This is a genomic window from Serratia sp. CY38905 (assembly GCF_052168875.1).
Taxonomy (GTDB): domain Bacteria; phylum Pseudomonadota; class Gammaproteobacteria; order Enterobacterales; family Enterobacteriaceae; genus Serratia; species Serratia sarumanii.
Genome location: NZ_JBJNLV010000003.1, coordinates 310165 through 334069 on the forward strand (window position 1 = coordinate 310165; position 23905 = coordinate 334069).

Here is a 23905-nt window from a genome sequence, read left to right on the forward strand (position 1 = left end):
AATACGAATTTCCTATTGCCGATTTAACGTCTTGATTTTTTATGCTTTTGCGCAACACTTTAGGAGAACTCCCGCTATGATTTTCCATATTTGCAATAGAAGTCTCGTTTTTAAACGTAGCGTTACATAAAATGACAGCCGAAATTCAGCCTGCCTCAAATTTGGAGCAAACATGTCCCATATTGCGCACTTTGCGTTGGCGATAGTGGTGGTGGCGATCCTGGCCCTGTTGGTGTGCCGCGATCGCAAAAGCATCCGCATTCGCTATGTTATTCAATTACTGGTTATCGAAGTACTGCTGGCCTACTTTTTCCTGCATTCGGAAGCGGGTTTGGGCTTCGTAAAAGGATTCGCCGCGCTGTTTGACAAACTGCTCGGGTTTGCGGGACAAGGGACTGATTTCGTGTTCGGCGGCATGGGCGACAAAGGCCTGGCGTTCTTCTTCCTGAAGGTGCTGTGCCCGATCGTCTTCATTTCGGCGCTGATCGGTATTCTGCAGTACATCAAGGTGCTGCCGTTCATCATCCGCATTATCGGTACCGTGCTGTCGAAAGTGAACGGCATGGGCAAGCTGGAGTCATTCAACGCCGTCAGTTCGCTGATCCTCGGCCAATCCGAAAACTTCATCGCCTACAAGGATATCCTGGGCAAGATGTCGGAAAAGCGCATGTACACCATGGCGGCGACCGCGATGTCTACGGTGTCCATGTCCATCGTCGGCGCCTACATGACCATGCTGGACGCCAAGTTCGTGGTGGCGGCGCTGGTATTGAACATGTTCAGCACCTTTATCGTGCTGTCGCTGGTCAACCCGTACGACACCAATAAAGAAGAAGAGCTGCACCTCGGCAACCTGCACGAAGGCCAGAGCTTCTTCGAAATGCTGGGTGAATATATCCTGGCCGGCTTCAAAGTAGCGATTATCGTTGCCGCGATGCTGATCGGCTTCATCGCCCTGATCGCCGCGCTCAACGGTGTGTTCAGCGCTATCTTCGGCCTGAGCTTCCAGGAAATCCTCGGCTACTTCTTCTATCCGTTCGCCTGGATCATGGGCATTCCTAAACACGAAGCCCTGCAGGTTGGCAGCATCATGGCCACCAAGCTGGTTTCCAACGAGTTCGTGGCAATGATGGAGCTGCAGAAAGTGTCTGCCGAACTGTCGCCGCGCAGCCTGGGGATCCTGTCGGTGTTCCTGGTGTCCTTCGCCAACTTCTCTTCCATCGGTATCGTGGCCGGTGCGATCAAGGGCCTGAACGAACATCAGGGCAACGTGGTGTCGCGCTTTGGCCTGAAGCTGGTGTACGGCTCTACGCTGGTCAGCATCCTGTCCGCTTCGATCGCAGGCTTGGTGCTGGGCTAAGCCTCGAACTCACTGCGATAACAAGGCGCCTGCGGGCGCCTTTTTTGTTATTTGCCGCGCCTCTCACCTGTGCGCTGGGAAGAAATAAATCTCAGCGCCTGTTGGCATGGCAAGTCATAAAGCCTTACTTGCAGTTTGTATAAAAATAAAACACGCTAAAAACGAATACCTTAGTTTTTAGGGCGTACTTTCCACTATATCGGTAACATTGAACGCACGTTATTGTGATGGAGAATGTTCACTAGCGGCTAATGATAAGATGCATCCTTACTCTGAACCGACTTTAAAAAAAAGTTAGCTGCTCGAATCCGTTAAAAACGCTGTGATTTCCTCAGAAATAATTGGCGACGCATTATAGTAAGAATCAACACTTTCCACGACCACGATCTTCTTGTTATCTTCACTTGCAGTCCAACATGGAACCACCGCCAAAGTCCCTTCCACATAGGAAAAGGAAGAGATAATGGTAAACAACGAATCCGAAATGATATCTAACTTTCGGCGATCGATGTAGGCACCGATATCTAAGCTTCGCGTCAAAAACTCCGCAGACTGAGGGACATGAATATCTCCTCCTACTCTGACGATCTTGCCATCAACAGAAGGGACAATCCACAGATTGAACTCCCTTTCTGTAATCATCATAGGCGAAAGCAGATTTCCCACAGAGTGGGAAAGATAATAATCTCTAAATACCCGGTTAACGGCAGGACACACCTCGGAAGGTGAATCTATCTCATTGATATTATAGCCATTTGTAAACTTTATTACCGTGTCGTACATGCGTTTATTTTCATCAAAAAAAATCACGCCACTCTCGATACTGTTTAAGTCCCCAATATTTTTGTTTCTAAAGACATTGACACAGGTAAAGAAAGCCAGCTCATCCTGAAAGTAGGAAAAAATTTCTGCCGTATTTAGCAAAATGGAATCATAACTCACAAAAACAGATTTGTTTTTACAGTTAAGGAAAGAGGGAAAATTGATGGATTCATCATCTCCGCTGTTTTTCACTTCATAGGGTAGATCATGCTGTTCATAGAGTCTCGCGAGGTGAGGTATTTCAGATCTTTCGACGATGCGAACCATCTTTTCTTTTCTGCCGAACTCACCGCTGGAGGAAAGAATGAACTTTTCCCACATCCATTGCGACTGAGTACATAAACGGCTGAGGCGTTGGTTATTTTCATGAATGCGTCGCCACAGACAATGATTTCCAAATGAAGTTTTGAAGTCGTCATAATCTCTGTCATCAAGGAAGAAATCGACGGAAATTCCTTTTCTGGCGCAAGCCAGTGCTGTCATCGCCGCAGTTACCCCACCGCCACCCACAATTGCGATATTTTTATTTTTTTTCATGGATAACCTCATCCAGCCGTAATGAAATAATGACAATAGTTTCTTCAAGAAAACAGCACCAATGTCAATAGATATCAACAACCAACATTAATTAGCACATTAACTATTTCGCGATTAATCAGAGGATAAAACTATTAACATCGCTAAAATTTGATATAAATTCACACCGGTACAGCATAAAAATCTGTTTATATAGAATTATATACCAAAAACACAGCCATAGCTGCACTTAACGACTGACAATTTTTTTTTCATGTAGACTGAATTTCATTAACAAACAGCACACGAAATGCGCGGTACAGCCAGCACAAAACACCATTTAAAAAACTAAAATCAGTTTTTTAAAGAAATCTAACATGAAAATAATGGTATCAATCACCAGAAAAGGGAGGTATTTAACATCTATTTACACATGATGACACAAGAATAGAAAACGTATAATTTACATACAGTTATAACACAAGGATATTTATATGAATAAGTACATGCTGAACTCATTGCTGCTTGTCGGTGTTCCTTTGGCGATGACCACCATTACCAAGGCTGCCGCGGCGGACGGCACCATTAATTTCACCGGCAATGTCACCGATCAAACCTGCACCGTAGTCGCCGGTAGCGCCAACCAAACCATTCCGATGGGCAACATCAGCGCCAAAGCATTTAAAAGTGCTGGCGATACCGCCCTGCCGACAAAGTTCAGTATTGCTTTAACCAGCTGCCCTGAAACGGTGACAAAAGCGTCGGTAAAATTCGACGGGACATATGCACAAGGCAACTCAACATTGTTGTCACTCAATTCAGAAAGCGGTGTGGCAACGGGTCTTGGCGTAGCCCTCTATGAGGCTGATGGCACCACGCAAATTCCTATGGCTTCGTTTTCTAATGCGCAGAGCGTGCAGAAAGACATCAACAACGTCTTTACCTATGTCGCCAAATATATGGCGACATCGGATAAGGTCACAGTCGGGCCGGCTAATGCCACGACACAATTTAGCATTTCATATAACTGATAAAAATAGCCTGTCAGGTCAGCAAATATAGCTGGCCTGACGACAAAAAACATCAAGGACGCCATAATAATGAAGCTAAGTAAATATTCTTTGCTGGTAATACTCTTTTTTTCATGCGGCGCATCGGCAAGCGTGACGCTAGCCGGTACACGTATCGTTTATGAAGAAGATAAAAAAGAGGCAAACATTTCCGTCACCAACCAGGATCACAATAGCCCGGTGCTTATTCAAACTTGGGTAGAAAGTTTCTCGCCTGAAGATAAAAAAGAGGCTCCATTTGTTGTCACTCCGCCATTATTTAGACTGGAACCAGAACAGGATAATATTATCAGAGTCATTTATTCTGGAGGAAATCTGCCACAACATAAGGAATCGATATATTGGCTGAGCGTAAGATCAATACCCTCAACCAAGAAATCAAAAGAAAACAAGTTGCTCATTACCGTACAAAATAAAATAAAGCTATTTTATCGCCCTAAAACCCTATCAAGAGATGAAGCCATAAATGCCTACAAAAAAATTCATTTCTCATTGAAAGGAAAGACCTTAGAAGCAAAAAATCCGTCACCGTTTTACGTCTCCTTTTACTCAGTAAGCATTGATGGAAAAGAGGTAAAGGAGGTCGATATGATCGCGCCACAAAGCACGAAAAAATGGCTATTGCCACAGGAAACTCATGGTAAAGAAATAAAATGGCAAGCCATCAATGACTATGGGGGAGTGACCCGTGCGATAAGCGCACCATTATAGTATTTGCCAGGGGAGGCGAAAATGACGATGAATAACAAGGCCACCAATAAAACATCGATGCTATTTTTTTGTGTTCTATCTTCACCTACGGTTTTAGCTGAAGACTACTTTGAACCCTCAGCACTGAACAGAGATTACCAGACCATAACTGACTTATCCCACTTTAATAATTCGCGCAGTCAATTGCCTGGTGAGTATTGGGTTGATATCTATTTGAACAATGTGTTTTTCGCTAATAAAAAAGTGTCTTTCTATTATGTGGATGGTACTTTGCAGCCCCGAATCTATCGCAGCGCTCTGGTTAACCTCGGTGTTCGCATGGACAAACTGGAAGTAAACAATGACACCGACCTTGCCTCAACGCCTATCAGCAAGATTATTCCCGGCAGTCAGGCCAAGTTTGATTTTAATCGACAACGATTGGATTTAAATATCCCGCAGGCTTATATCGAAAATCTTCCTAGAGACTGGGTTAACCCGGCACTTTGGGATGATGGCATTCGCGCATTTTTAATGGATTACAGTTTTAGTGGTACCGAGTCATGGAAAACGAAAAATAAAAAAGATAATGGAAATCAATATTTAAACTTGCACAGTGGTTTTAACTATGATGCCTGGCGCTTTAGAAACTACTCTACCTATTCAAACCAAAGCAGTACTAAATGGAAAGGTATCAACACCTATGCCGAGCGCAGCTTTCGGGACAGCCAAAACACGCTGACCATTGGCGATAGTTCAACATCGGGCGACGTTTTTGACAGTTTTCAATTTCGCGGTCTGAAATTAGCAAGCGATCCCAGCATGTGGCCCGACAGCCAGAGAGGGTTTGCCCCAACGGTTAGAGGTATAGCGCAAAGCAATGCTGAGGTCACTATAAAACAAAATGGCTATATCATTTATCAAACACATGTACCAGCGGGGAATTTTGAAATAACGGATATCTACCCCACCACCTCCAGCGGTGGGCTGCATGTGATCATCAAAGAAACCGATGGCTCAGAAAGGAGTTTCTTCCAGCCTTTTTCCTCTGTCCCCATCATGCTCAGGGAGAACATGAAAAGAAATGAATTCACAATGGGGGAATATCGCTCTGCGCGAAGCGCTAACCAAAAGTATAAGTTTCTACAGGCATCGACGATTTATGGCATTAAAGATGATAAAACACTCTATGGTGGCGCCATTATTTCGGAAAAGCACCAGGGAATTTCTGCCGGCATTGGCAGCAGCCTGGGGCATTTCGGCTCCGTCTCTGCCGATGTCACTCACACCAAAAGCCGATTAGCCACAGGGCAGGATCGTAAAGGACAACAATACCGTATCCAGTACGCAAAAAATATTGAAAAAACGGGTACCAACTTTACGCTGGCCGGCTATCAATACTCGACGTCTGGCTACTTAAGTTTCTCGCAGCTCAGTGATATGAATGCCAACATTGAAAGAAACTGGCTGGCGCGCGGCGTGAAAAGAAGCCGGCTGGTTCTCAATATTAATCAGCCTATCCGGGATTTCGGCAGTCTATACATCAATGGTTACCAAGAAAACTATTGGCACAACGGTGCCGTTGAACGAAATTTTCTCATGGGATTTTCCACGAACCAATCTGGAGTGAGTTACAATATTGGATTGGGCTACAACAGCGGCCGCTATACGGACAAACCCGACAAGATCGCCACGCTTAACGTTCAGATTCCGCTAAGCAAAGGGCAATCAAACAGCTGGATGAACTATACCTCGAGCAAGAGCAGCAAAGGCAAACTCAATCAGCAATTAGGACTAAGCGGCACCGCACTGGAAAATAACCAGCTCAGTTATAACGTCTCTGCAGCTCAAAGCGGTACCCGTGACGGCTATTCTGGCAACAGTTCGGCTTATTATCGCAGTAGATATGGTGAAATAGGCGCCGGATACAGCTTTGATAAAGATGTGCAGCGAATAAACTACAGTTTGCGAGGCGGCGCCGTGGTTCATCGCAACGGCATTACATTATCCCAATCGCTGGGTGACTCAATCGCTTTAGTCGAGGTGCCAAATGCAAGCAACGTTGAAATCATCAACAGTACCGGTGTCACCACAGATTGGCGAGGCTATGCCGTGGTGCCTTATATTAACAGTTATCATAAGAATAGAATTAATTTAAATCCGCAGTCCTTTGATGATTCAGTAGAAATAGAGAACAACAGCCAAACCGTTATCCCGACGAAAGGCGCCATTGTTGTCGCCAACTTTGCATCTCACATAGGAAACCGAATTATTTTCAAAGTACATCATCGTGGGACGGAGATTCCTTTCGGCGCAGTTGCCACATTGCGCAGCGCCCCAGGGAAATCAGGTATCGTCGGCAATAATAACGCTGTCTATATGAGCGGCATGCCAGACGCTGGAACAATAACATTGCGTTGGGGAGCGGGAGGAAGCTGCCAAGGAAATTACAGCATAGAGCCTAACGATTCTGCCTCAAGAGTTAAGCAGATTAGCTTGCAATGTGAATAAATAAACAGGCCATATCACCATCAATGGTCATATTAAATTTTAAAACATGATTATCAGTAATAAGCAGATGGGTAAATCATGTGCAAGAGAAAAACCGCCAAAGGACATCAGCATGACTATATCAAGGCTATTAACAGCCACACATATCGCCAAAGCGGTCAGCATTCTGGCGCTATTATTTTCCTTTTCAGCCAAGGCAGACGGTGATTGCCGCGCAATATGGCACCACCCGCTACGGATCGTACAATCCAGCATTACCGTCCCGGCCAGCGCCAAAATAGGCGATCTTATCGGCCAGGGAGAATCTAACTTCTCAGTAAAACTGTTGGAAAATAACACAGGATTCTCCTTGGGTGAACGAGGCGATTTAGTGATGCAACCTTTTACCGAGATGAGTGCGACAAACTTCTGGTACAATGGGATCAAAGTTTATCAAACCAGTTGGCCGGGCGTTGGCATGGCCATGTCGCTCAATAACAAACCGGGCCTTATCGAGTTTTATGGTCCCCGCGAGACGCCTATCGGTTACATTCTAAACGCTAACTTTAAATATTATCTGATAAAGATCGGTGATATACAGCCAGGCACCATACCCTCGTTCGCGCCTTTCTTTTTCAACTATGCCTGTTTAAGAGCCTCAAATGCCAGGAGATTGGGCCACATTTATTATCCTGCCGTCAATATTGCCGTAGAGGGCTGCCGTCTGAACACGCCGTCTAAACAGGTTTTTTTAGATAAAATTAATCGCCGAGCATTTTCCGGCCCAGGCAGCGTAGCGGGAAAAACGCCCTTCAGCATCGCTCTGGAGTGCAATGTCAACACAAAAATTGATTTGGAAATACGCGGGGAAATGGCTAATGGCCATCGACAGGTCTTAGCGATTACGCCATCGAAAGAGGCTGCCACCGGCGTCGGCCTACAGATTCTGAGCAACGGCGTTCCCTTTGAACTGGGTTCCGCAGCCAACGTATTAAGCGAGACATTGGTAGGGATAAATGAAATCCCACTCAGCGTACAATATTACCAAACGGAAGAAAAAATCAGGCCGGGCGAAGTCAATGCAGTGGCTCAATTCACCGTGTCATATCGCTAGTTTTATTCTTGTTCTAACACGCCGGCGCAAGACCCGGCTGGAATACTGGCATTCCCTCTCGATGATATCGGGAGGCCTATTTCCGCACAAAAGCAAGAGGCCTATGGTCATAGAGATGGTTAAAAGCAAAAAGCCGACCCAAAGGTCGGCTTTTTAAATGGTGGTGGAGCTAGACGGGATCGAACCGTCGACCTCTTGCATGCCATGCAAGCGCTCTCCCAGCTGAGCTATAGCCCCACAAAAGTGGTACGCTTTGACCGGCGTTACGGTATTCCCCAACCTCTCTGAGAAGAAGGTTGGTGGAGCTAGACGGGATCGAACCGTCGACCTCTTGCATGCCATGCAAGCGCTCTCCCAGCTGAGCTATAGCCCCGTTCCACAATCACTTTGTGCTGTGAACGGGGCGCATAATATGAAACCCGCTCTAAGCTGTCAACGGCTAAATTGAATTACTGAATCAAGCGTTGAAAAAGCCGCCAAATCAGCGCGTTTGCTACGAAATATTGCTCGTTTCGGGCAAAAATGCAGCGCCTGCGCCAACTCTACTTAACCAGGTACATGCCTTCGCTGGCCGGGCGGCTGAGCTTGAAGCCAAACTTTTCATACAGCGACGGCACGTCGGCCATCAGGGTGATATAAGCACCCTGCGGTGCGGCCCGTTCCAGATAGGCCATAATATGGCTCATGATCTGGCGCCCCAATCCTTTCCCCTGGTGTTCGGGATCGACCGCCACATCAACAATCTCGAAATTCAGCCCGCCATCTCCCACCACACGCCCCATGCCGACCACCAGCCCCGACAACGTGATTTGCACGCCGTACAGGCTGTTGGGCAACGCACGTTCGGCGCCCGCACGCGGCCGCGCCGACAGGCCGGCAACCTGCCGCAGCCGCATAAAATCGTCCACCGGCGCCACTTGCTGTTTCACGCTATACAAGATGCCTCCTTAATATTTCTCACCGTTTGCTTTCGCCCATTGAGTGTAGGCGGAAAAAAAGCCCCGGGATCGCTCCACGGGGCTTTTCTTTAAGGCGTATCAGCGAATCAGGCTTGCGCTTCGCGCTCGGCGATGTAAGCCAGCGCCATGTCGATGCGCTGCAGCGAACGCTTCTGGCCGATAGCATGCACGGTCACGTCCATGCCCGGCGACTGACCGGCGCCGGTCACCGCAACGCGCAGCGGCATGCCGACTTTACCCATGCCGACACCCAGCTCATCCGCCGTGCCCTGAATGGCGTCGTGCACGTTTTCCGGCGTCCAGACGGTGATGGCGGCCAGCTTGGCGCGCACCGCTTCCAGCGGCTGACGCGCCACCGGGCGCAGGTGCTTCTTGGCGGCGTCTGCATCGAACTCGCTGAAGTCTTCATAGAAGTAGCGGCAGGACTCCGCCATTTCTTTCAGCGTTTTGCAACGCTCGCCCAGCAGCTTGACGATGTCTTTCAGTTCCGGGCCGTTGCGGGTTTCAAGGCCCAGTTGCTCAACGTGCCACGCCAGATGCACCGCCACTTCTTCCGCCGGCATATGGTTGATGTAGTGGTGGTTCAGCCACTGCAGCTTCTCGGTGTTGAACGCGCTGGCGGATTTGTTGATCGCTTCCAGCGTGAAGAACTCTTTCATCTCATCGATGGAGAAGATCTCCTGATCGCCGTGGGACCAGCCCAGACGCACCAGGTAGTTCAGCAGCGCCTGCGGCAGATAGCCGTCGTCACGGTACTGCATAACGCCCACGGCGCCGTGACGCTTGGACAGCTTTTTACCGTCGTCGCCGAGGATCATCGACACGTGCGCGTATTCCGGCACCGGCGCGCCCAGCGCTTTGAGAATGTTGATCTGGCGCGGGGTGTTGTTGATGTGGTCTTCGCCGCGGATCACATGGGTGATTTCCATGTCCCAGTCATCGACGACGACGCAGAAGTTATAGGTTGGCGAACCATCGGTACGGCGGATGATCAGATCGTCCAGCTCCTGGTTGCTGAATTCGATCGGGCCGCGAATTTTGTCGTCGAAGATCACCGAGCCTTCCTGCGGGTTGCGAAAGCGCACCACGTGCGGCTCGTCGTCGGTGTGGCTGCACTGGCTGTCGCGGCAGTGGCCGTCGTAGCGCGGCTTCTCGCCGTTTTCCATCTGCTTCTCGCGCAGCGCTTCCAGACGTTCCTTGGAGCAATAGCATTTATAGGCAGTGCCCTGCTCCAGCATCTCGTCGATGACCGCGTTGTAACGATCGAAACGCTTGGTCTGGAAATACGGGCCTTCATCCCAATCCAGGTTCAACCAGTTCATGCCATCCATAATTGCGTCGATCGCGTCCTGGGTGGAGCGTTCCAGATCGGTATCTTCGATACGCAGAACGAACTCACCGCCCGCATGGCGGCTGAACAACCAGGAATAAAGTGCGGTACGCGCGCCGCCGACGTGAAGATAGCCGGTCGGGCTTGGTGCAAAACGGGTTTTGATTTTCATTGGGTTCACTGCCTTATTACGCAACGCGTGTCGGCGGTTGCCGACGATTGCTCGGAATTGAAAAAAGAGTGGACGACATTGTATCACCACGCGCTAATTCCTCAACGCCGACACGATATTGCGCCGGTCGATTTCGCGCGTTTTGCGGTGAATTTCGCATAGCGTTGCGCAAAGAATCGGCGCCGTTGGCGATAATTATCGCGCCCTGCCTAAATTTGCGGCGAACGATTGAAATCATTTTAAAAACCGTTGACTCACTTTGAACTATCCCTATAATGCGACTCCAACAAGACGGGGCGATTAGCTCAGTTGGTAGAGCATCTCCTTTACACGGAGGGGGTCGGCGGTTCGAGCCCGTCATCGCCCACCATCTTGTTGAGAAAAATGAGAACGAATGAGGGTGATTAGCTCAGTTGGTAGAGCATCTCCTTTACACGGAGGGGGTCGGCGGTTCGAGCCCGTCATCACCCACCATCATTCTCTCGTTTAGCAGTGCCTGGAAGTCCTGAAGTGGGTGATTAGCTCAGTTGGTAGAGCATCTCCTTTACACGGAGGGGGTCGGCGGTTCGAGCCCGTCATCACCCACCACTTCTGCGGGTCGTTAGCTCAGTTGGTAGAGCAGTTGACTTTTAATCAATTGGTCGCAGGTTCGAATCCTGCACGACCCACCAATTCAGAAAAAAGCGCCTTTTGGCGCTTTTTTCGTTTCTGCGCCACCCAACTCTGACTTTATCTTCTTGCAGGCATAGTTTACCGAGTCGTGAAGGATGAAGAGCCGTAGAGGTTCGAGCATCGCGCAGCGATACGACAACGCGCAGCGTTGCCCGCAGGGTGAGGCCAAAGGCCGAATCAATCCTGCACGACCCACCAATTCAGAAAAAAGCGCCTTTTGGCGCTTTTTTCGTTTCTGCCGATCGATATCCCTTTCTTCTTCATTCACCACACGCTGAGATACGAATGGTTATCATTTTGCCGGCTTGGATGGTAAATTAGCGGGCATCCACCACGCAGCCAATCCGCCGCCGGATTGATAAGCCTTAGTTCAAGGAAAGAAAGAGCCCGCTCATGACCCTATCCTTACGCCAGCTGTTCATTGCATTTATCGCCACTTCCAGCCTGCTGCTCAGCGGCTGCGGCCCGGACGACCAGAGCGACGGGCAGAAACCGTCCGCCCCCGCTGCCGACAGCAGTTGGCCGCGCACCATCGACAGCGTCAAAGGGAAATTCACGCTGGAAAAACCGCCGCAGCGCATCGTGTCCACCAGCGTCACCATCACCGGCACGCTGCTGGCTATCGACGCCCCGGTGGTCGCCAGCGCCGCCACCAGCCCAAATCCCCTGGTGGCCGATAAGCAAGGCTTCTTTACCCAGTGGAGCGAAGTGGCCAAACAGCGCCACGTCGAACGGCTGTACCAGGTGGAGCCCAATGCCGAAGCCGTCGCCGCCGCCGCACCGGATTTGATCGTCGTCGCCGCCACCGGCGGTGATTCGGCGTTGAAGCTGTATGACCAGTTGTCCGCCATTGCGCCGACGCTGGTGCTCGACTATGGCGACAAGAGCTGGCAGCAGCTGGCCAGCGAGCTCGGCGAGATCACCGGCCATGAAGCCGGCGCCAAACAGGCGGAGGATCGTTTCGAACAGCGCGTGGAGCAAGTGAAGCAGGCGATCGCACTGCCGCCGCAGCCGACCACTCCGCTGGTGTATGCCGACAACGGCCGCGAGGCCATGCTGTGGACGCCGGGTTCCGCCCAGGGCAAGCTGCTGACCCAGCTCGGCTTCCAGCTGGCCACCCCGCCGGAAAGCGCCAAAGGCAACACCAGCATGGGTAAACGCCATGACATCATCCAGATCTCCGGCGAAAAAATGGCCGAGGGCCTGAACGGCAAAACGCTGATCCTGTTCGCCACCAACGAGCGCAAAGTGCAAGAGGTGCTGGCCAACCCGTTCCTCAAACATCTGGAGCCGGTGGAACAGCGGCACGTCTATGCCGTCGGCAACGACACCTTCCGCCTCGATTACTACAGCGCCACCAACATGCTGAACCAAATCGAACGGCTGTTCAAAAAGCCCTGAACCACGCCGTCGGCGGGTCAGCCTCCTGTCGACGTTTGCCATAAACAGGGCAACCGTTCACATTCAATCAATTGAAATATCAATAGTTATTAACATCGTCAACGCACCTGCGCCACCAACCGGCGGGTGCATGCGGGCGTAAACTCGTGCTACTATTAGCGCCCGCATGAACGCAAATAACAATGAGAATAAAAATCATACAGGAGTTACCGGTGTGAACGTACCCACTCCGACTGAGCGGACGCTTTCGTCCGCACCGCATGCAGCTTACGCCAGTGGCTTCAAACGCATCGCCGGGTTCGGTATCGGCTTGGCGCTGTTGCTGCTGTGCATCATTGCCAGCCTGATGCTGGGTTCCAAAGCCATCCCCTTCCACACCGTCTGGCTCAGCCTGCAGGGCGCCGCGAGCGGTTCCGACAGCACCATCATTCTCAACGCCCGGGTGCCCCGTACGCTGGCGGGCATCTTGGCCGGCATGGCGCTCGGCGCCGCCGGCGCGCTGATTCAGGCCTTGACGCGCAATCCGTTGGCCGATCCCGGCGTGCTCGGCATCAACGCCGGTGCCAGCTTCGCCGTGGTCATCGGCATCATGTTTTTCGGCGCCGCCACCACCGAAAGCTATATGGCCTACGCCTTTGTCGGCGCCGCCCTCACCACTCTGCTGGTCTACCTGATCGGCACGCTGGCGGGCGGGCGCATTAACCCGGTGCGGCTGACGCTGGCCGGCGTGGCGATCGGCGCGGTGCTGCTCGGCATCACCACCGGGCTGTCGCTGATCGATCCGCAAACCTTCGACCAACTGCGCTTCTGGCAGGCCGGCACGCTGGATATCCGCACGCTGTCCACGCTGCCGGTCACCGCCCCCGCCATTTTGCTCGGCTGCCTGCTGACGCTGCTCATCGCCCGGCCGCTGAATACCATCAGCATGGGGGAAGATCTGGCTATCGCGCTCGGCGCGCGCGTGGTGCTGACTCAGGTCATCGCGGTGATCGCCATCACGCTGCTGTGCGGCGCGGCAACCGCCACCGTCGGCCCAATCAGCTTTATCGGCCTGATGGTGCCGCACATCGCCCGCTGGTGGGTCGGCCCCGACCAGCGCTGGATCCTGCCCTACTCCATGCTGCTGGCGCCGATTTTACTGCTGTGCGCCGACGTGGTCGGCCGTCTGCTGGCGGCCGGTGAGCTGCGGGTTTCCATCGTGGCGGCCTTCATCGGCGCGCCGGTGCTGATCTGGCTGGTGCGCCGCAAGAAAACGCTGGGGGGGCTGTGATGAGTCTGCCCCACACGTTGCATATCGGCCGCCCGGACGGCGTCATCAACTGGCGCATGCCGCTGCGCCTGCTGCTGGTCAACCTTTCGCTGCTGGCGTTGTGCCTGGCGATGGCCGTTGCCGCGCTGTGCTACGGCACGCTGCAGCTCTCGCTGGAGCAGGTCTTTGCCGCGCTCAGCGGCGAGGCGCCGAAAAATCTGGTCACCGTGGTCACCCAATGGCGCTTGCCACGTATCGCCATGGCGCTGCTGTTAGGTGCCGCGCTCGGCATGAGCGGCGCCATCTTCCAGTCGATTATCCGCAACCCGCTCGGCAGCCCGGACGTGATTGGCTTTAACATGGGGGCTTACACCGGCGCGCTGATCGCCATCACCCTGTTCAACGGCGGCTATTACTACATCGCCGGCGGCGCGCTGGCCGGCGGCATTCTCGCCGCGCTGGCCATCTACCTGCTGGCCTGGCGGCAAGGCATCGCCGGCTTCCGGCTGATCATCGTCGGCATCGCCATCAGCGCGGTATTGGTCTCCACCAATACCTGGCTGATCATCACCGCCTCGCTGGAGCGCGCCATGGACGCCGCCATGTGGCAGGCCGGTTCGCTCAACGGCATGACCTGGCAGAAGGCCCAGCCCGCCACGGCGTTCATCGTGCTGGCGGCCGCGGCCGCGCTGCTGATGGGCAAACGGCTGCAGCTGCTGGAAATGGGCGACGATACGGCGCGCGCGCTGGGCGTGAACGCCGAAGGCAGCCGGCTGTGGCTGATGCTGTTCGGCGTCACCCTCACCGCCGCCGTCACCGCCACCGCCGGGCCGATTTCCTTCATCGCGCTGGCGGCGCCGCAGATCGCCCGCCGCCTGGCCGGCCAATCCTCGGTCACCCTGACGTCCTCGGCGCTGATGGGTGCGGCGCTGCTGCTCGGCGCCGACGTAGTGTCCCAACATCTTTTCGCACCGATCCAACTGCCGGTCGGGGTCGTGACCGTCTGCATCGGCGGTCTGTACCTGATTTGGCTGCTCATCCGTGAGGCCCGCAGATAATGAAGAATGACAATGCCATGAGCCACCGCCTGCACGCCTCGCATCTGAAGCTGGGCTACGACAATAAAATCATCGCTGACGATCTGAGCGTGGCGATCCCCGACGGCGCCTTCACGGTGATCGTCGGGCCGAACGCCTGCGGCAAATCGACGCTGTTGCGCGCCCTATGCCGCCTGCTGAAACCCAGCGCCGGCGAGGTGATGCTGGACGGCAAGAACATCAGCAACTTCGCCACCAAGGCGCTGGCGCGCGAGCTTGGGCTGCTGCCGCAAACCTCGATCGCACCGGACAGCATTACCGTGGCGGACCTGGTGTCGCGCGGCCGCTACCCGCACCAGAGCCTGCTGAAACAGTGGACTCAGGCCGACAAACAGGCGGTGGAAGCCGCCATGGCGGCCACCAACGTCGGCCAGCTGGCGGACCGCAGCGTCGACGAGCTGTCCGGCGGGCAGCGCCAGCGCGTCTGGGTGGCGATGGCGCTGGCGCAGCAAACGCCGCTGCTGCTGCTGGATGAACCGACCACCTATCTGGACATCGCGCATCAGATCGAGCTGCTGGATCTGTTCCGCCAGCTCAACCGCGAGCACGGCCAAACCCTCATCGCGGTGCTGCACGATCTCAACCACGCCTGCCGCTATGCCGATCACATCATCGCTATGCGCGACGGCAAGATCGTGGCGGAGGGGAAACCGGCGGAGATCATCACCGCCGAGCTGGTGGAACGGGTATTCGGCATGCCGTGCATGATCATCGACGATCCGCTGTCTCACACGCCGCTGGTGATCCCGCGCGGCCGCTACCACTGCGACACGCCGCAGGCATGAAAAAGGCCGGGTTAGCCCGGCCTTCGTTTATCCATGACTAGGGAGCCAACAGCGCCCGCAATCCGTCGAGCAAACCGCCGCGCCAGCAGACGGCATCATGCCCGCCGGCGAATACGCGATAATCGACCCGATGCCCCGCCTCCACCAGCGCCCGATGCATTTGGCGATTGACCTGATGAATATCCCTCTCCCCTTCACCGGCTTCCTGAAAGACGCGCAGCGGCGTCGCGGCGCACAAGCCCCGCCGCACCTGTTCAGTCAACCAGCCGACGTCGGCGTCATACTCCTCAGCCGGGTTAATCATCGCTTCAATGTGCGGCCACCAGAAAGAACCCGACTGGGTCAATACGCAGCCGAAACGCTGCGGCCAATGCAACCCGGCATACAACGCCGCCAACCCGCCGTAACTCTGCCCCGCCACCACCGTGCGCTGCGGATCGTCGCTGTAAGGCGTACGCGCCGCCACCTGCGGCAGCAGCTCCTCTTGCACCGCCCGCCAGAAAGCCGCATTGCAGGCCAATTCTTCCGCACGCCGCGCCATGTCTATCACGTCGATAAACAGATAAAGCGCCGACGGCAGCCTTCCGTTAAGCGTCTCGGCGTCCAGTGCGGAAAAAATCGGTATGCCATGCAGCCAAAATTGCCCGTCCAGCAGTACGACTAACGGGCGGTCTTCCCCTGCGCCGGTGGCGTACAGCCAGATGTTGCGTCGGTTAGCCAATCGTTCGCTGTGCCAAAAGAAGTGCTGCAAACGCCCAGACGCGGCGGGCAATGCTTGCCCGGCGTCCAACGCCCGCCACGCTGATTGATCCGGCGCCGCCGGCAAATGTATCGCAGACAACGGGAAGCCGCGGCTGCTGCAGTGCGGCGCCACCGGATTGAGCGGATCATGGCGCATCAACGGAAACAACGAACACCACCACTGACGCTGCTGCTGCCGACGCTGAGCCGCATCGCCGGTAAAAGCGGGCGGCAGTTGCGCCGTCTCAATGGGTATAAAACTGTAACTGCCTCGCCAATCTTCGCGAACAGTGAACTGCCACCACCAAATATCGCTACCCGGCCGGCGTTCCAGACTCTGTGGCGAAGGGCTGTGATGGTTGGTCACACAGTTGATATCGACATACACCTTTTTAATCGGCGAGCGCCGTTCATCGCCCCACGGGTCGCGCCAGAAAAAGGTAACGCGCACCTGCGCTGCGGGCAGCGATTCGACGAGCGGCGTTCCCAACTCCGCGACCTGACGCCACCAATCTTCTCCGCCGAGATCGGGCCTTTGCAGCAGGTTGAGCACCAGGCCATCGGCATGAAGCGAATGCATTTTTCCTTTTTCCCCTGTTCACCGCACCCGGCGTTTTTTGTTTTCTTGAATAATGCAAATGGTATTGAGAATCATTTGTATTTTCAATAAAATGTAACCAATTATAAATCAACGCGCCTGGGGTCAACAAGGCCACTTCGAAGCGTGGCTCTGCAAAACGGTAAGCGATTCGTCCACCGTTCATTTATGGCAAGGAACTGCGCAGCCCTTCTCGGCGGCGCCAAATGAAAAAAGACAGCAATAGCTTGATATAAAATTGTTTTTTAAGGGATGAAAAATGTCAGAACACCCCCAAAATACCGCCAATCAACCTCTGCGTCACCCAGCCGCCAAGCTCTTGCTGACCTCAGCCATGCTGCTGGCGCCGGGCGTACAGGCCGGAACCGACAACGTTGAGCGTGATATCACCGTCGTCGCCGGCGCACAGGAAAGCGTCACCGCGCCGCTGCAGGGCATCGTCGCCAAAGAAAGCGCGGCGGGAACCAAAAGCGCCGCGCCGTTGGTAAAAACGCCGCAGGCCATCACCGTCGTCACGCGCGATCAAATGGATCAGCAGGATGCGGCTTCCGTCGCTCAGGCGCTGCGATACTCCAGCGGCGTCGTGGCGGAATACCGCGGCACCTCTAACCGCAGCGACGAAGTGATCGTACGCGGCTTTCGTTACGCCCCAAAATATCTGGACGGCCTGAGCTATCAAAGCGGCCAGATCGACCCCTGGCTGCTTGAACGCGTTGAGGTGGTGCGCGGCCCGGCTTCTGTGCTGTACGGCCAGGCCAACCCGGGTGGGCTGGTGGCGATGACCAGCAAGCGGCCCGTCGCCCAGGCTATTCGCAAACTGCAATTGAGCGCGGGCAACCTGCATCAAGGAGAGGCCGCTTTCGACTTCGGCGGCGCATTGGACGAAGATGCCAAACTGCTGTATCGCCTTAACGGCATCGCCGGCACCAAAGAGACCGGTATCAAAGATCACAAGGAAAAACGCTTCGCCATCGCACCGGCGCTGACCTATATCGCCAATGAAGACACGACGTTCACCCTGTTGACCAGCTATCAAAAGGAACCGGAGAACGGCTACCGCAACTTCCTGCCGACCTCCGGCGTGGCGATCAAAAGCAGCGCCGGCTATCTGCCGTATGATTTCAACGTCAGCGATCCCGGTTTCAATCAGGCTCGCCGCGAACAAACCTCGTTCGGCTATATCTTCGAGCACTATATTAACGACGTTTTCTCTTTCCAGCAGAACATGCGTTACACCACGGTGGATGAACGTTACAAATATCTGGTGTTCATGTCGCAAGCCAAAAACAGCACGCTGCTGCAGCGCCGTCCGCAAAAAGATATCGTCAAATCCCATGAGCTGGGGTTGGACAACCAACTGAAAGCGCAATTCAGCACCGGCGACGTCGAGCACAGCGTGTTGACCGGCCTTGACTACAAGTGGAGCAAGGTCAATACCCAAAACTGGCGCGGCGACAGCGCGGGCTATTTCCTCGACTGGACTCGGCCGGTTTACGGCATGCCGGTCAACGAAAGCGCATTGCCGAAGGTCACCGATAACCGCAAGGTGCTGGATCAACTCGGCGTTTATCTGCAGGATCAGATGAGCTACGGCGGTTGGAACTTGTTGTTGTCGCTGCGTAACGACTGGACCGAGCTGCGCACTCAGGACATGTTGAGATCCAGCGACAGTCAGCAAAACGACACCAAGCTGACTGGCCGCAGCGGCCTGCTGTACGCCTTTGACAACGGTATTGCCCCGTACATCAGCTACAGCACATCGTTTGAACCCAACCTCGATACCGGCGCGCCGGGCACCGATCCGTTCAAGCCCACCACCGGTGAACAAACCGAAATCGGCGTGAAATTCCAGCCGAAGAACAGCAACACGCTGCTGACGCTGGCGTTGTTCGATCTGACGCAGAAAAACGTCAGCTCCACCAACCCGGTAACCAAATACAAGGAGCAGATCGGCAAAGTGCGCTCCAAGGGGCTGGAAGCCGAAGTGCATTCACAGCTCACCCCGGCCATCGCGCTCATGGCGGCCTACACCTATACCGACATCGTTACCAAAGAAACCTATGTCGACGATCAGCGCGGCAAGACGCTGGTGATGGTGCCGACGCACGCCGCCTCCGCCTGGGGAACCTACAGCTTCCTGCAAGGGCCGCTGAAAGGCTTCTCCACCGGCGCTGGGGTACGTTACAACGGCGCCAGCCAAGGCGATGCGACCAACACCTACAAAGTGCCGGCCTTTACGCTGTATGACTGGATGGCGCGCTACGAATTGGCAGAAGTGGCTCCGAGCCTGGCAGGCGCCGCGCTGCAGGTTAACGTCAACAACCTGACCGACAAGCATTACGTTTCGTCCTGCGGCGGCATGGACGCCTGTTTCTACGGCAGCGGCCGCACCGTCACCGCCACGGTCAGCTACAGCTGGTAAAACCTTTGGGCGCCGCATTGCCGCGGCGCCCTGCTTTATTTCTCCAGCGATACCTGCTTGAAGATGTGTTTGCCGAACGGGTCTATCTCGTAGCCTTTCACTTCCTTGCGCACCGGTTCGAAGATGGTCGAGTGCGCGATCATCAGCGCCGGCATCTGATCGTGCATCATCACCTGCGCCTGCTGGTACATCGCCACCCGCTTGGCGTGATCGTTCTCTTCGCGCGCCTGCAGGATCAGCTGGTCGAACGGTTTATAGCACCATTTCGCCGAGTTCGAACCACCGAGCGAAGCGCAGGTGAACAGCGGCCCGAAGAAGTTGTCCGGATCGCCGTTGGCGGTGGTCCAGCCCATTAGCGCCGTCTGGTGCTCGCCGTTTTTAATCCGCTGCAAATATTCGCCCCACTCGAAGGTGACGATTTTGGCGCGCACGCCGATTTTGGCCCAGTCGGCCTGGATCATCTCCGCCATGCGTTTGGCGTTGGGGTTATAGGGCCGCTGCACCGGCATCGCCCACAGATCGATGTCGAACCCCTGCCCCAGCCCGGCCTCCTGCAACAGCTGCTTCGCCCGCTCCGGCGAATACGGGTAGTCTTCAAGCTGCGCGTTGCTGCCCCACTGGGTCGGCGGCAGCAGATTCTTGGCCGGCTGGCCGGCGCCGTGGAACACCGCCTCGATGATCGCCGGCTTGTTGACCGCCAGCGCCAACGCCTGGCGCACCTTGACGTTATCCAACGGTTTCTTCTGGGTGTTGAACGCCAGGAAGCCGATATTCAAGCCGGATTTTTCCATCACCTGAAGGTTGCCGTCCTGCCGCATGCGCGCCAGATCCGCCGGATTGGGGAACGGCATCACCTGACACTCGTTCTTTTGCAGCTTGGCGTAACGCACCGTCGCATCCGGCGTGATCGAAAACACCAGCCGGTCGATCTTCGGTTTGCCTTCCCAGTAACGATCGAACGCCTTGTAGAGGATTTTCGCGTCTTTCTGATACTGCACCAGTTGGAACGGCCCGGTGCCGATCGGATCGTTGTCCACCCGCTGCGGCGTACCGGCCTTCAGCATCGCGTCGGCATATTCCGCCGAAAAAATGGTGGCGAAGTACATGCCCAGATCGGCGACGAACGGCGCCTCGGCGCGGGAGAGCTCAAAGCGCACGGTGTTGTCGTCCACCTTGACGATCCGGTCGATCAGCGTGCCGAACTCCATCGACTCGAAGTTGGTGTAGGCGCCGTTGGAGACCTTGTGATACGGGTTGTTGGCGTCCTTTTGCCGCATAAACGAGAAGATGACGTCATCGGCGTTGAAATCGCGGGTGGGCGTAAAATATTTATTGCTCTGGAATGCCACGCCCTTGCGCAGGTGGAAGGTATAGCGCTTGCCGTCCTCGCTCACCTCCCAGCTTTCCGCCAGGCTGGGTTGCAGCTCGACGGTGCCGGGTTTGAAGTCCACCAGCCGGTTGTAGATCGCCGCCGAACTGGCGTCCACCGTGGTGCCGGAGGTGAACAGCTGCGGGTTGAAGCCTTCCGGCGAGCCTTCGGAACAGTAGACCAGCGTATTGGCCCGCGCGCCGCCGGCAATCGCCAACGCCAGCAGCCCGATCGTTATTGCTTTTCTTTTCATTGCGCTATCCCCAGTGGTGAAAAAACAGCCCAACGGTTAGCAATAAATCATGCGGTTAGCGATGTAAAGGACAAATTCCGCGCATAAAAACGGGCAGGCGCGCATGCGGCCTGCCCGGTGAAACGGCGCGAGGATGATGAAATTAAATCATCTGGCTGAAGTTCATCTGCGCCATCAGCTTATAGTTGTCGGCGTAGTCGACCGGAATGGCCACCACCACCGGCCCCTGGATCGCCATCGCCTTGCGCAGCATCGGCCGCAGATCGTCCACCGACTGCACGGCGAAACCGACCGCGCCGCAGGATTCCGCGTAGGCTTTGAAGTCGATCGGCCCAAACTCCACGCCGGATTTGCGCTGGTATTTGTTCACTTCCTGCATCTCCACCATGTTGTAGGCGTTATCGACCCAGATGACGTGCACGATGTTGTTTTTCAGTCGCACCGCGGTCTCCAGCTCCATGCTCGACTGCATGAACCCGCCGTCGCCGGAGATAGACACCACTTTATCGCCGGGGCGCACCAGCGCCGCGCCGATGGCCCACGGCAGCGCCACCCCCATGGTTTGCTGGCCGTTGGAGATCAACAGCTGACGGGCGCGGAAGCTGTACAGGTAGCGGGCGATCCAGATATGGAAGCTGCCCATGTCCACGCACAGGGTTACGTCGTCGCTGACGATGTCCTGCAGCTCCTTGACGATGCGCAGCGGGTGGATCGGCATGCCGCCGCGGCGCGCGGCGCGCTCCGCCAGTTCCGTGCGTTGGCGGCCGAGATCGGTGAGGATCAGCTCCACCTCCGGCGGCACGCAGACCGCCTCAGTGAACGTTTCGGTCATCATGTTCAGCGTGGCGCTGATGTTGCCCACCAGCTCGACGTCCGGCCGATAGCAGGTGTCGATATCCGCCGGCAGCACGTCGATGTGCACCAGTTTCAGCCGCCCGTGGCTGTTCCACATGCAGGGATCGTATTCGATCGGATCATAGCCGACGCTGACCACCAGATCGGCCTTCTGCAACAGCTGATCGGCCGGCTGGTTGTTGAACAGGCCGACGCGGCCGGCGAAACGGGCGAAGTGGTTGACGTCGATCACCCCCGCCGCCTGATAGGTGCCGACCACCGGCATATGGGTGCGGTACAGCAGATGGCGCACCGCCTCGCTGTTCTCCGGCCGGCTGGCCTGCAGGCCGAGCAGCAATACCGGGCATTTGGCCTGCCGGATCAGTTTCACCGCCGCCTGAATGTCGTCCGCCGCCGCGGCCCCCATGCGCGGCAAGCGGCAGCCGGCCAGCACCGGCGCGCTCACCGGTTCATTGACGATATCCATCGGCAGGCTAACGAACGACGCCCCCGGCCGGCCGAACTCGGCGCGGCGAAAGGCGTTGGCGATCACCTCGGAAATTGCCGAACCGGCATGCACTTCGGCGCAATACTTGGTCACCGGCCGGAACATGCTGACGGTATCCATGCTCTGGTGCGTCTGTTTCAGGCTGTCGGCGCGCTTCACCGCCCCGCCGAAGGCCACCACCGCGTCCCCTTCCGAAGTGGCGGTGGCCAGCCCGGTTATCAGGTTGGAGCTGCCCGGCCCGGAGGTAACCAGCGCCACCCCGGCTTTGCCGGTCAGGCGGCCGACCGCCGCCGCCATAAAGGCCGCGTTGGCCTCATGCCGCACCACCACCGTTTCAATCGATGGCGCGTCCTCCAGCGAGTCGAACACCCGATCGATCTTGGCGCCCGGAATGCCGAAAACGTGTTTGACGCCCTGCGCTTCCAGGTTTTTCACCACCAAATCGGCGCCGCATTGCCAGTCATTGCCTGTTTTTTCCTGTGCCATGGTTCCACCTCCTAAGAAAACGATCGCCGGGGTTAGCCCTCGGCGGAACGAATCGCGCGATCCAAATCCTCTGGACAGAGGTTGGCGCGCAAGAAATCCGCATCATGCGGCAACTGAAGATTGAGACGCGTGATGACGCCGAACTGCAGACGGCCATGATCGAGCTGGTAGTCCAGCACGTGGCCGCCGCCGCTGCGGTCGTCGGTAACGAAGTGTTCGTGATAGCCGGCCACGCCGATGCCCTGCATGTAATCTGGCGAGCGGAAGCCGACCAGCGTGCCGCGCCGCTGATGGAACGAGAAGGTCGGCTGCTCTTCTATCGCCTCCAGCATCGGGCGGTAGGGCCGCTCCTGGCGCGGCACGGTGCGGGTTTCCACGTGGCTGAACTCACCGTCGACCCGCACCGCGCAAAACAGGTTCGGCGAAGCGACCTGCTCGTCGATGCACTGGTGCAGCTGCGCCTTGGTGATCGGCCGGTCGAACTGCTGGCTGACGCTGGGCTGGAAAAAGGTGACGACGGCGAAGGGGGTTTGCTGTTGCAGGCCGGCCGGCCGGGCGCTGCCGTCGGCGCGCAGCTGGTGTATTTCCTGGTCGAAAGCGATCAGTTCGCCGTCCAGGTGATTGAAGGTGCCGAGGCCGAAATCGCCGTGCTTGAGCAGCTCGGCAATAGTTGTTTCACCCTCGTAGACCCCGTCGATGAGCGCGCTCATCAGCGAGATTTGATAGATTTCGCCCTCCCCGGCGTTGATCGACTGCCTGGCAAAACCCTGCGCCAAATGGCGCGCACAGGCACACCCGTGTTTTTCGTTCATGACTGACTCCTCCACCAGCGCGAAACCGCGGTTCCGCGCGTTCAAAAGACCCACCGACGGTGAGCCAAGATGCCCCCCAAGGCGCGTTCATCAGTTGGAACGATTCAGCCTGAGGCGACAAAAAAACCGGCACGGCTGGCCGGCCGATAACCAGG

General features: G+C 55.5%; 17 protein-coding genes, 6 tRNA genes and 1 other RNA gene. 15 read left to right on the forward strand and 9 right to left on the reverse strand.

Annotation, left to right across the window (positions count from 1 at the left end; genetic code table 11):
- Positions 1-172: 172 nt before the first annotated feature.
- Positions 173-1360, forward strand: a complete 1188-nt coding sequence (locus tag ACJ8MK_RS10975) for a NupC/NupG family nucleoside CNT transporter (RefSeq protein WP_004936373.1) — start codon at positions 173-175, stop codon at positions 1358-1360.
- A 294-nt stretch (positions 1361-1654) separates the two neighbouring features.
- Here the strand turns inward: ACJ8MK_RS10975 and ACJ8MK_RS10980 are convergent, their stop codons facing one another.
- Positions 1655-2719 carry a hypothetical protein gene (locus ACJ8MK_RS10980; protein WP_442517743.1) on the reverse strand — a complete coding sequence of 355 codons (1065 nt, stop codon included), beginning with the start codon at positions 2717-2719 and terminating at the stop codon, positions 1655-1657.
- 473 nt (positions 2720-3192) lie between these two features.
- Here ACJ8MK_RS10980 and ACJ8MK_RS10985 point away from each other — a divergent pair, with 473 nt between their 5' ends.
- The 4 genes from ACJ8MK_RS10985 to ACJ8MK_RS11000 all read left to right on the forward strand — a co-directional run bounded on the left by ACJ8MK_RS10985 (position 3193) and on the right by ACJ8MK_RS11000 (position 8062).
- Positions 3193-3729, forward strand: a complete 537-nt coding sequence (locus ACJ8MK_RS10985; RefSeq protein ID WP_033648118.1) for a fimbrial protein — start codon at positions 3193-3195, stop codon at positions 3727-3729.
- 69 nt (positions 3730-3798) lie between these two features.
- Positions 3799-4479 (forward strand): fimbrial biogenesis chaperone, encoded by a 681-nt coding sequence (locus ACJ8MK_RS10990; protein WP_442517744.1) that lies wholly within the window; start codon positions 3799-3801, stop codon positions 4477-4479.
- 21 nt (positions 4480-4500) lie between these two features.
- Positions 4501-6969 (forward strand): fimbria/pilus outer membrane usher protein, encoded by a 2469-nt coding sequence (locus ACJ8MK_RS10995; RefSeq protein WP_442517745.1) that lies wholly within the window; start codon positions 4501-4503, stop codon positions 6967-6969.
- 46 nt (positions 6970-7015) lie between these two features.
- Entirely contained in the window at positions 7016-8062 is a 1047-nt protein-coding gene (locus ACJ8MK_RS11000; protein WP_442517746.1) for a fimbrial protein, read from the forward strand.
- Positions 8063-8223: 161 nt separating this feature from the next.
- Here the strand turns inward: ACJ8MK_RS11000 and ACJ8MK_RS11005 are convergent.
- The 4 genes from ACJ8MK_RS11005 to gltX all read right to left on the reverse strand — a co-directional run bounded on the left by ACJ8MK_RS11005 (position 8224) and on the right by gltX (position 10523).
- Positions 8224-8299: transfer RNA gene (locus ACJ8MK_RS11005), tRNA-Ala, on the reverse strand.
- Positions 8300-8359: 60 nt separating this feature from the next.
- Positions 8360-8435, reverse strand: a tRNA-Ala gene (locus ACJ8MK_RS11010).
- Between the two features lie 169 nt (positions 8436-8604).
- Positions 8605-8958 carry a GNAT family N-acetyltransferase gene (locus tag ACJ8MK_RS11015; RefSeq protein ID WP_197413420.1) on the reverse strand — a complete coding sequence of 118 codons (354 nt, stop codon included), beginning with the start codon at positions 8956-8958 and terminating at the stop codon, positions 8605-8607.
- 149 nt (positions 8959-9107) lie between these two features.
- Complete coding sequence (gene gltX, locus ACJ8MK_RS11020) at positions 9108-10523, reverse strand: glutamate--tRNA ligase (protein WP_015378659.1); 1416 nt, start codon at positions 10521-10523, stop codon at positions 9108-9110.
- Positions 10524-10817: 294 nt separating this feature from the next.
- On the opposite strand from gltX, the gene ACJ8MK_RS11025 reads away from it, so the two are divergent.
- The 9 genes from ACJ8MK_RS11025 (at position 10818) to ACJ8MK_RS11065 (ending at position 15727) form a co-directional block, all read left to right on the forward strand.
- Positions 10818-10893, forward strand: a tRNA-Val gene (locus ACJ8MK_RS11025).
- Between the two features lie 28 nt (positions 10894-10921).
- Positions 10922-10997: transfer RNA gene (locus tag ACJ8MK_RS11030), tRNA-Val, on the forward strand.
- Between the two features lie 38 nt (positions 10998-11035).
- Positions 11036-11111 (forward strand) — tRNA-Val (locus ACJ8MK_RS11035).
- A gap of 7 nt (positions 11112-11118) precedes the next feature.
- Positions 11119-11194: transfer RNA gene (locus tag ACJ8MK_RS11040), tRNA-Lys, on the forward strand.
- Positions 11195-11269: 75 nt separating this feature from the next.
- Positions 11270-11393: non-coding RNA, RtT sRNA (locus ACJ8MK_RS11045), on the forward strand.
- 195 nt (positions 11394-11588) lie between these two features.
- Positions 11589-12596 (forward strand): Fe2+-enterobactin ABC transporter substrate-binding protein, encoded by a 1008-nt coding sequence (fepB, locus tag ACJ8MK_RS11050; protein ID WP_346423324.1) that lies wholly within the window; start codon positions 11589-11591, stop codon positions 12594-12596.
- Positions 12597-12810: 214 nt separating this feature from the next.
- On the forward strand, positions 12811-13866 hold the full coding sequence (gene fepD, locus ACJ8MK_RS11055) for a Fe(3+)-siderophore ABC transporter permease (RefSeq protein WP_442517747.1): 1056 nt from the start codon (positions 12811-12813) through the stop codon (positions 13864-13866).
- Complete coding sequence (gene fepG / locus ACJ8MK_RS11060) at positions 13866-14903, forward strand: iron-enterobactin ABC transporter permease (RefSeq protein ID WP_033635436.1); 1038 nt, start codon at positions 13866-13868, stop codon at positions 14901-14903. The genes fepD and fepG overlap by 1 nt, the downstream gene beginning before the upstream one ends.
- 17 nt (positions 14904-14920) lie before the next feature.
- On the forward strand, positions 14921-15727 hold the full coding sequence (locus ACJ8MK_RS11065) for an ABC transporter ATP-binding protein (protein ID WP_033655005.1): 807 nt from the start codon (positions 14921-14923) through the stop codon (positions 15725-15727).
- A 37-nt stretch (positions 15728-15764) separates the two neighbouring features.
- On the opposite strand, the gene fes is transcribed toward ACJ8MK_RS11065, so the two are convergent.
- The gene (gene fes / locus ACJ8MK_RS11070; RefSeq protein WP_033654979.1) at positions 15765-17048 is read right to left on the reverse strand and encodes an enterochelin esterase; all 1284 of its coding nucleotides are present in this window, start codon (positions 17046-17048) and stop codon (positions 15765-15767) included.
- A gap of 277 nt (positions 17049-17325) precedes the next feature.
- Here fes and ACJ8MK_RS11075 point away from each other — a divergent pair, with 277 nt between their 5' ends.
- Positions 17326-19488 carry a TonB-dependent siderophore receptor gene (locus ACJ8MK_RS11075; RefSeq protein WP_442517748.1) on the forward strand — a complete coding sequence of 721 codons (2163 nt, stop codon included), beginning with the start codon at positions 17326-17328 and terminating at the stop codon, positions 19486-19488.
- Positions 19489-19523: 35 nt separating this feature from the next.
- Here ACJ8MK_RS11075 and ACJ8MK_RS11080 read toward each other — a convergent pair whose 3' ends face one another.
- The 3 genes from ACJ8MK_RS11080 to budA form a co-directional block, all read right to left on the reverse strand.
- Complete coding sequence (locus tag ACJ8MK_RS11080; RefSeq protein WP_041036166.1) at positions 19524-21110, reverse strand: ABC transporter substrate-binding protein; 1587 nt, start codon at positions 21108-21110, stop codon at positions 19524-19526.
- A 142-nt stretch (positions 21111-21252) separates the two neighbouring features.
- The gene (alsS, locus tag ACJ8MK_RS11085; protein WP_033635442.1) at positions 21253-22938 is read right to left on the reverse strand and encodes an acetolactate synthase AlsS; all 1686 of its coding nucleotides are present in this window, start codon (positions 22936-22938) and stop codon (positions 21253-21255) included.
- A gap of 32 nt (positions 22939-22970) precedes the next feature.
- Complete coding sequence (gene budA, locus ACJ8MK_RS11090; RefSeq protein ID WP_033635443.1) at positions 22971-23750, reverse strand: acetolactate decarboxylase; 780 nt, start codon at positions 23748-23750, stop codon at positions 22971-22973.
- Between the last annotated feature and the right edge of the window lie 155 nt (positions 23751-23905).

Bases quoted from the DNA above. Each gene is read 5' to 3' on its own strand.
- ACJ8MK_RS10975 (WP_004936373.1), top strand. From the start codon at position 173: ATGTCCCATATTGCGCACTTTGCGTTGGCGATAGTGGTGGTGGCGATC.
- ACJ8MK_RS10980 (WP_442517743.1), bottom strand. From the start codon at position 2,719: ATGAAAAAAAATAAAAATATCGCAATTGTGGGTGGCGGTGGGGTAACT.
- ACJ8MK_RS10985 (WP_033648118.1), top strand. From the start codon at position 3,193: ATGAATAAGTACATGCTGAACTCATTGCTGCTTGTCGGTGTTCCTTTG.
- ACJ8MK_RS10990 (WP_442517744.1), top strand. From the start codon at position 3,799: ATGAAGCTAAGTAAATATTCTTTGCTGGTAATACTCTTTTTTTCATGC.
- ACJ8MK_RS10995 (WP_442517745.1), top strand. From the start codon at position 4,501: ATGACGATGAATAACAAGGCCACCAATAAAACATCGATGCTATTTTTT.
- ACJ8MK_RS11000 (WP_442517746.1), top strand. From the start codon at position 7,016: ATGATTATCAGTAATAAGCAGATGGGTAAATCATGTGCAAGAGAAAAA.
- ACJ8MK_RS11015 (WP_197413420.1), bottom strand. From the start codon at position 8,958: ATGCGGCTGCGGCAGGTTGCCGGCCTGTCGGCGCGGCCGCGTGCGGGC.
- gltX (WP_015378659.1), bottom strand. From the start codon at position 10,523: ATGAAAATCAAAACCCGTTTTGCACCAAGCCCGACCGGCTATCTTCAC.
- fepB (WP_346423324.1), top strand. From the start codon at position 11,589: ATGACCCTATCCTTACGCCAGCTGTTCATTGCATTTATCGCCACTTCC.
- fepG (WP_033635436.1), top strand. From the start codon at position 13,866: ATGAGTCTGCCCCACACGTTGCATATCGGCCGCCCGGACGGCGTCATC.
- ACJ8MK_RS11065 (WP_033655005.1), top strand. From the start codon at position 14,921: ATGAGCCACCGCCTGCACGCCTCGCATCTGAAGCTGGGCTACGACAAT.
- fes (WP_033654979.1), bottom strand. From the start codon at position 17,048: ATGCATTCGCTTCATGCCGATGGCCTGGTGCTCAACCTGCTGCAAAGG.
- ACJ8MK_RS11075 (WP_442517748.1), top strand. From the start codon at position 17,326: ATGTCAGAACACCCCCAAAATACCGCCAATCAACCTCTGCGTCACCCA.
- ACJ8MK_RS11080 (WP_041036166.1), bottom strand. From the start codon at position 21,110: ATGAAAAGAAAAGCAATAACGATCGGGCTGCTGGCGTTGGCGATTGCC.
- alsS (WP_033635442.1), bottom strand. From the start codon at position 22,938: ATGGCACAGGAAAAAACAGGCAATGACTGGCAATGCGGCGCCGATTTG.
- budA (WP_033635443.1), bottom strand. From the start codon at position 23,750: ATGAACGAAAAACACGGGTGTGCCTGTGCGCGCCATTTGGCGCAGGGT.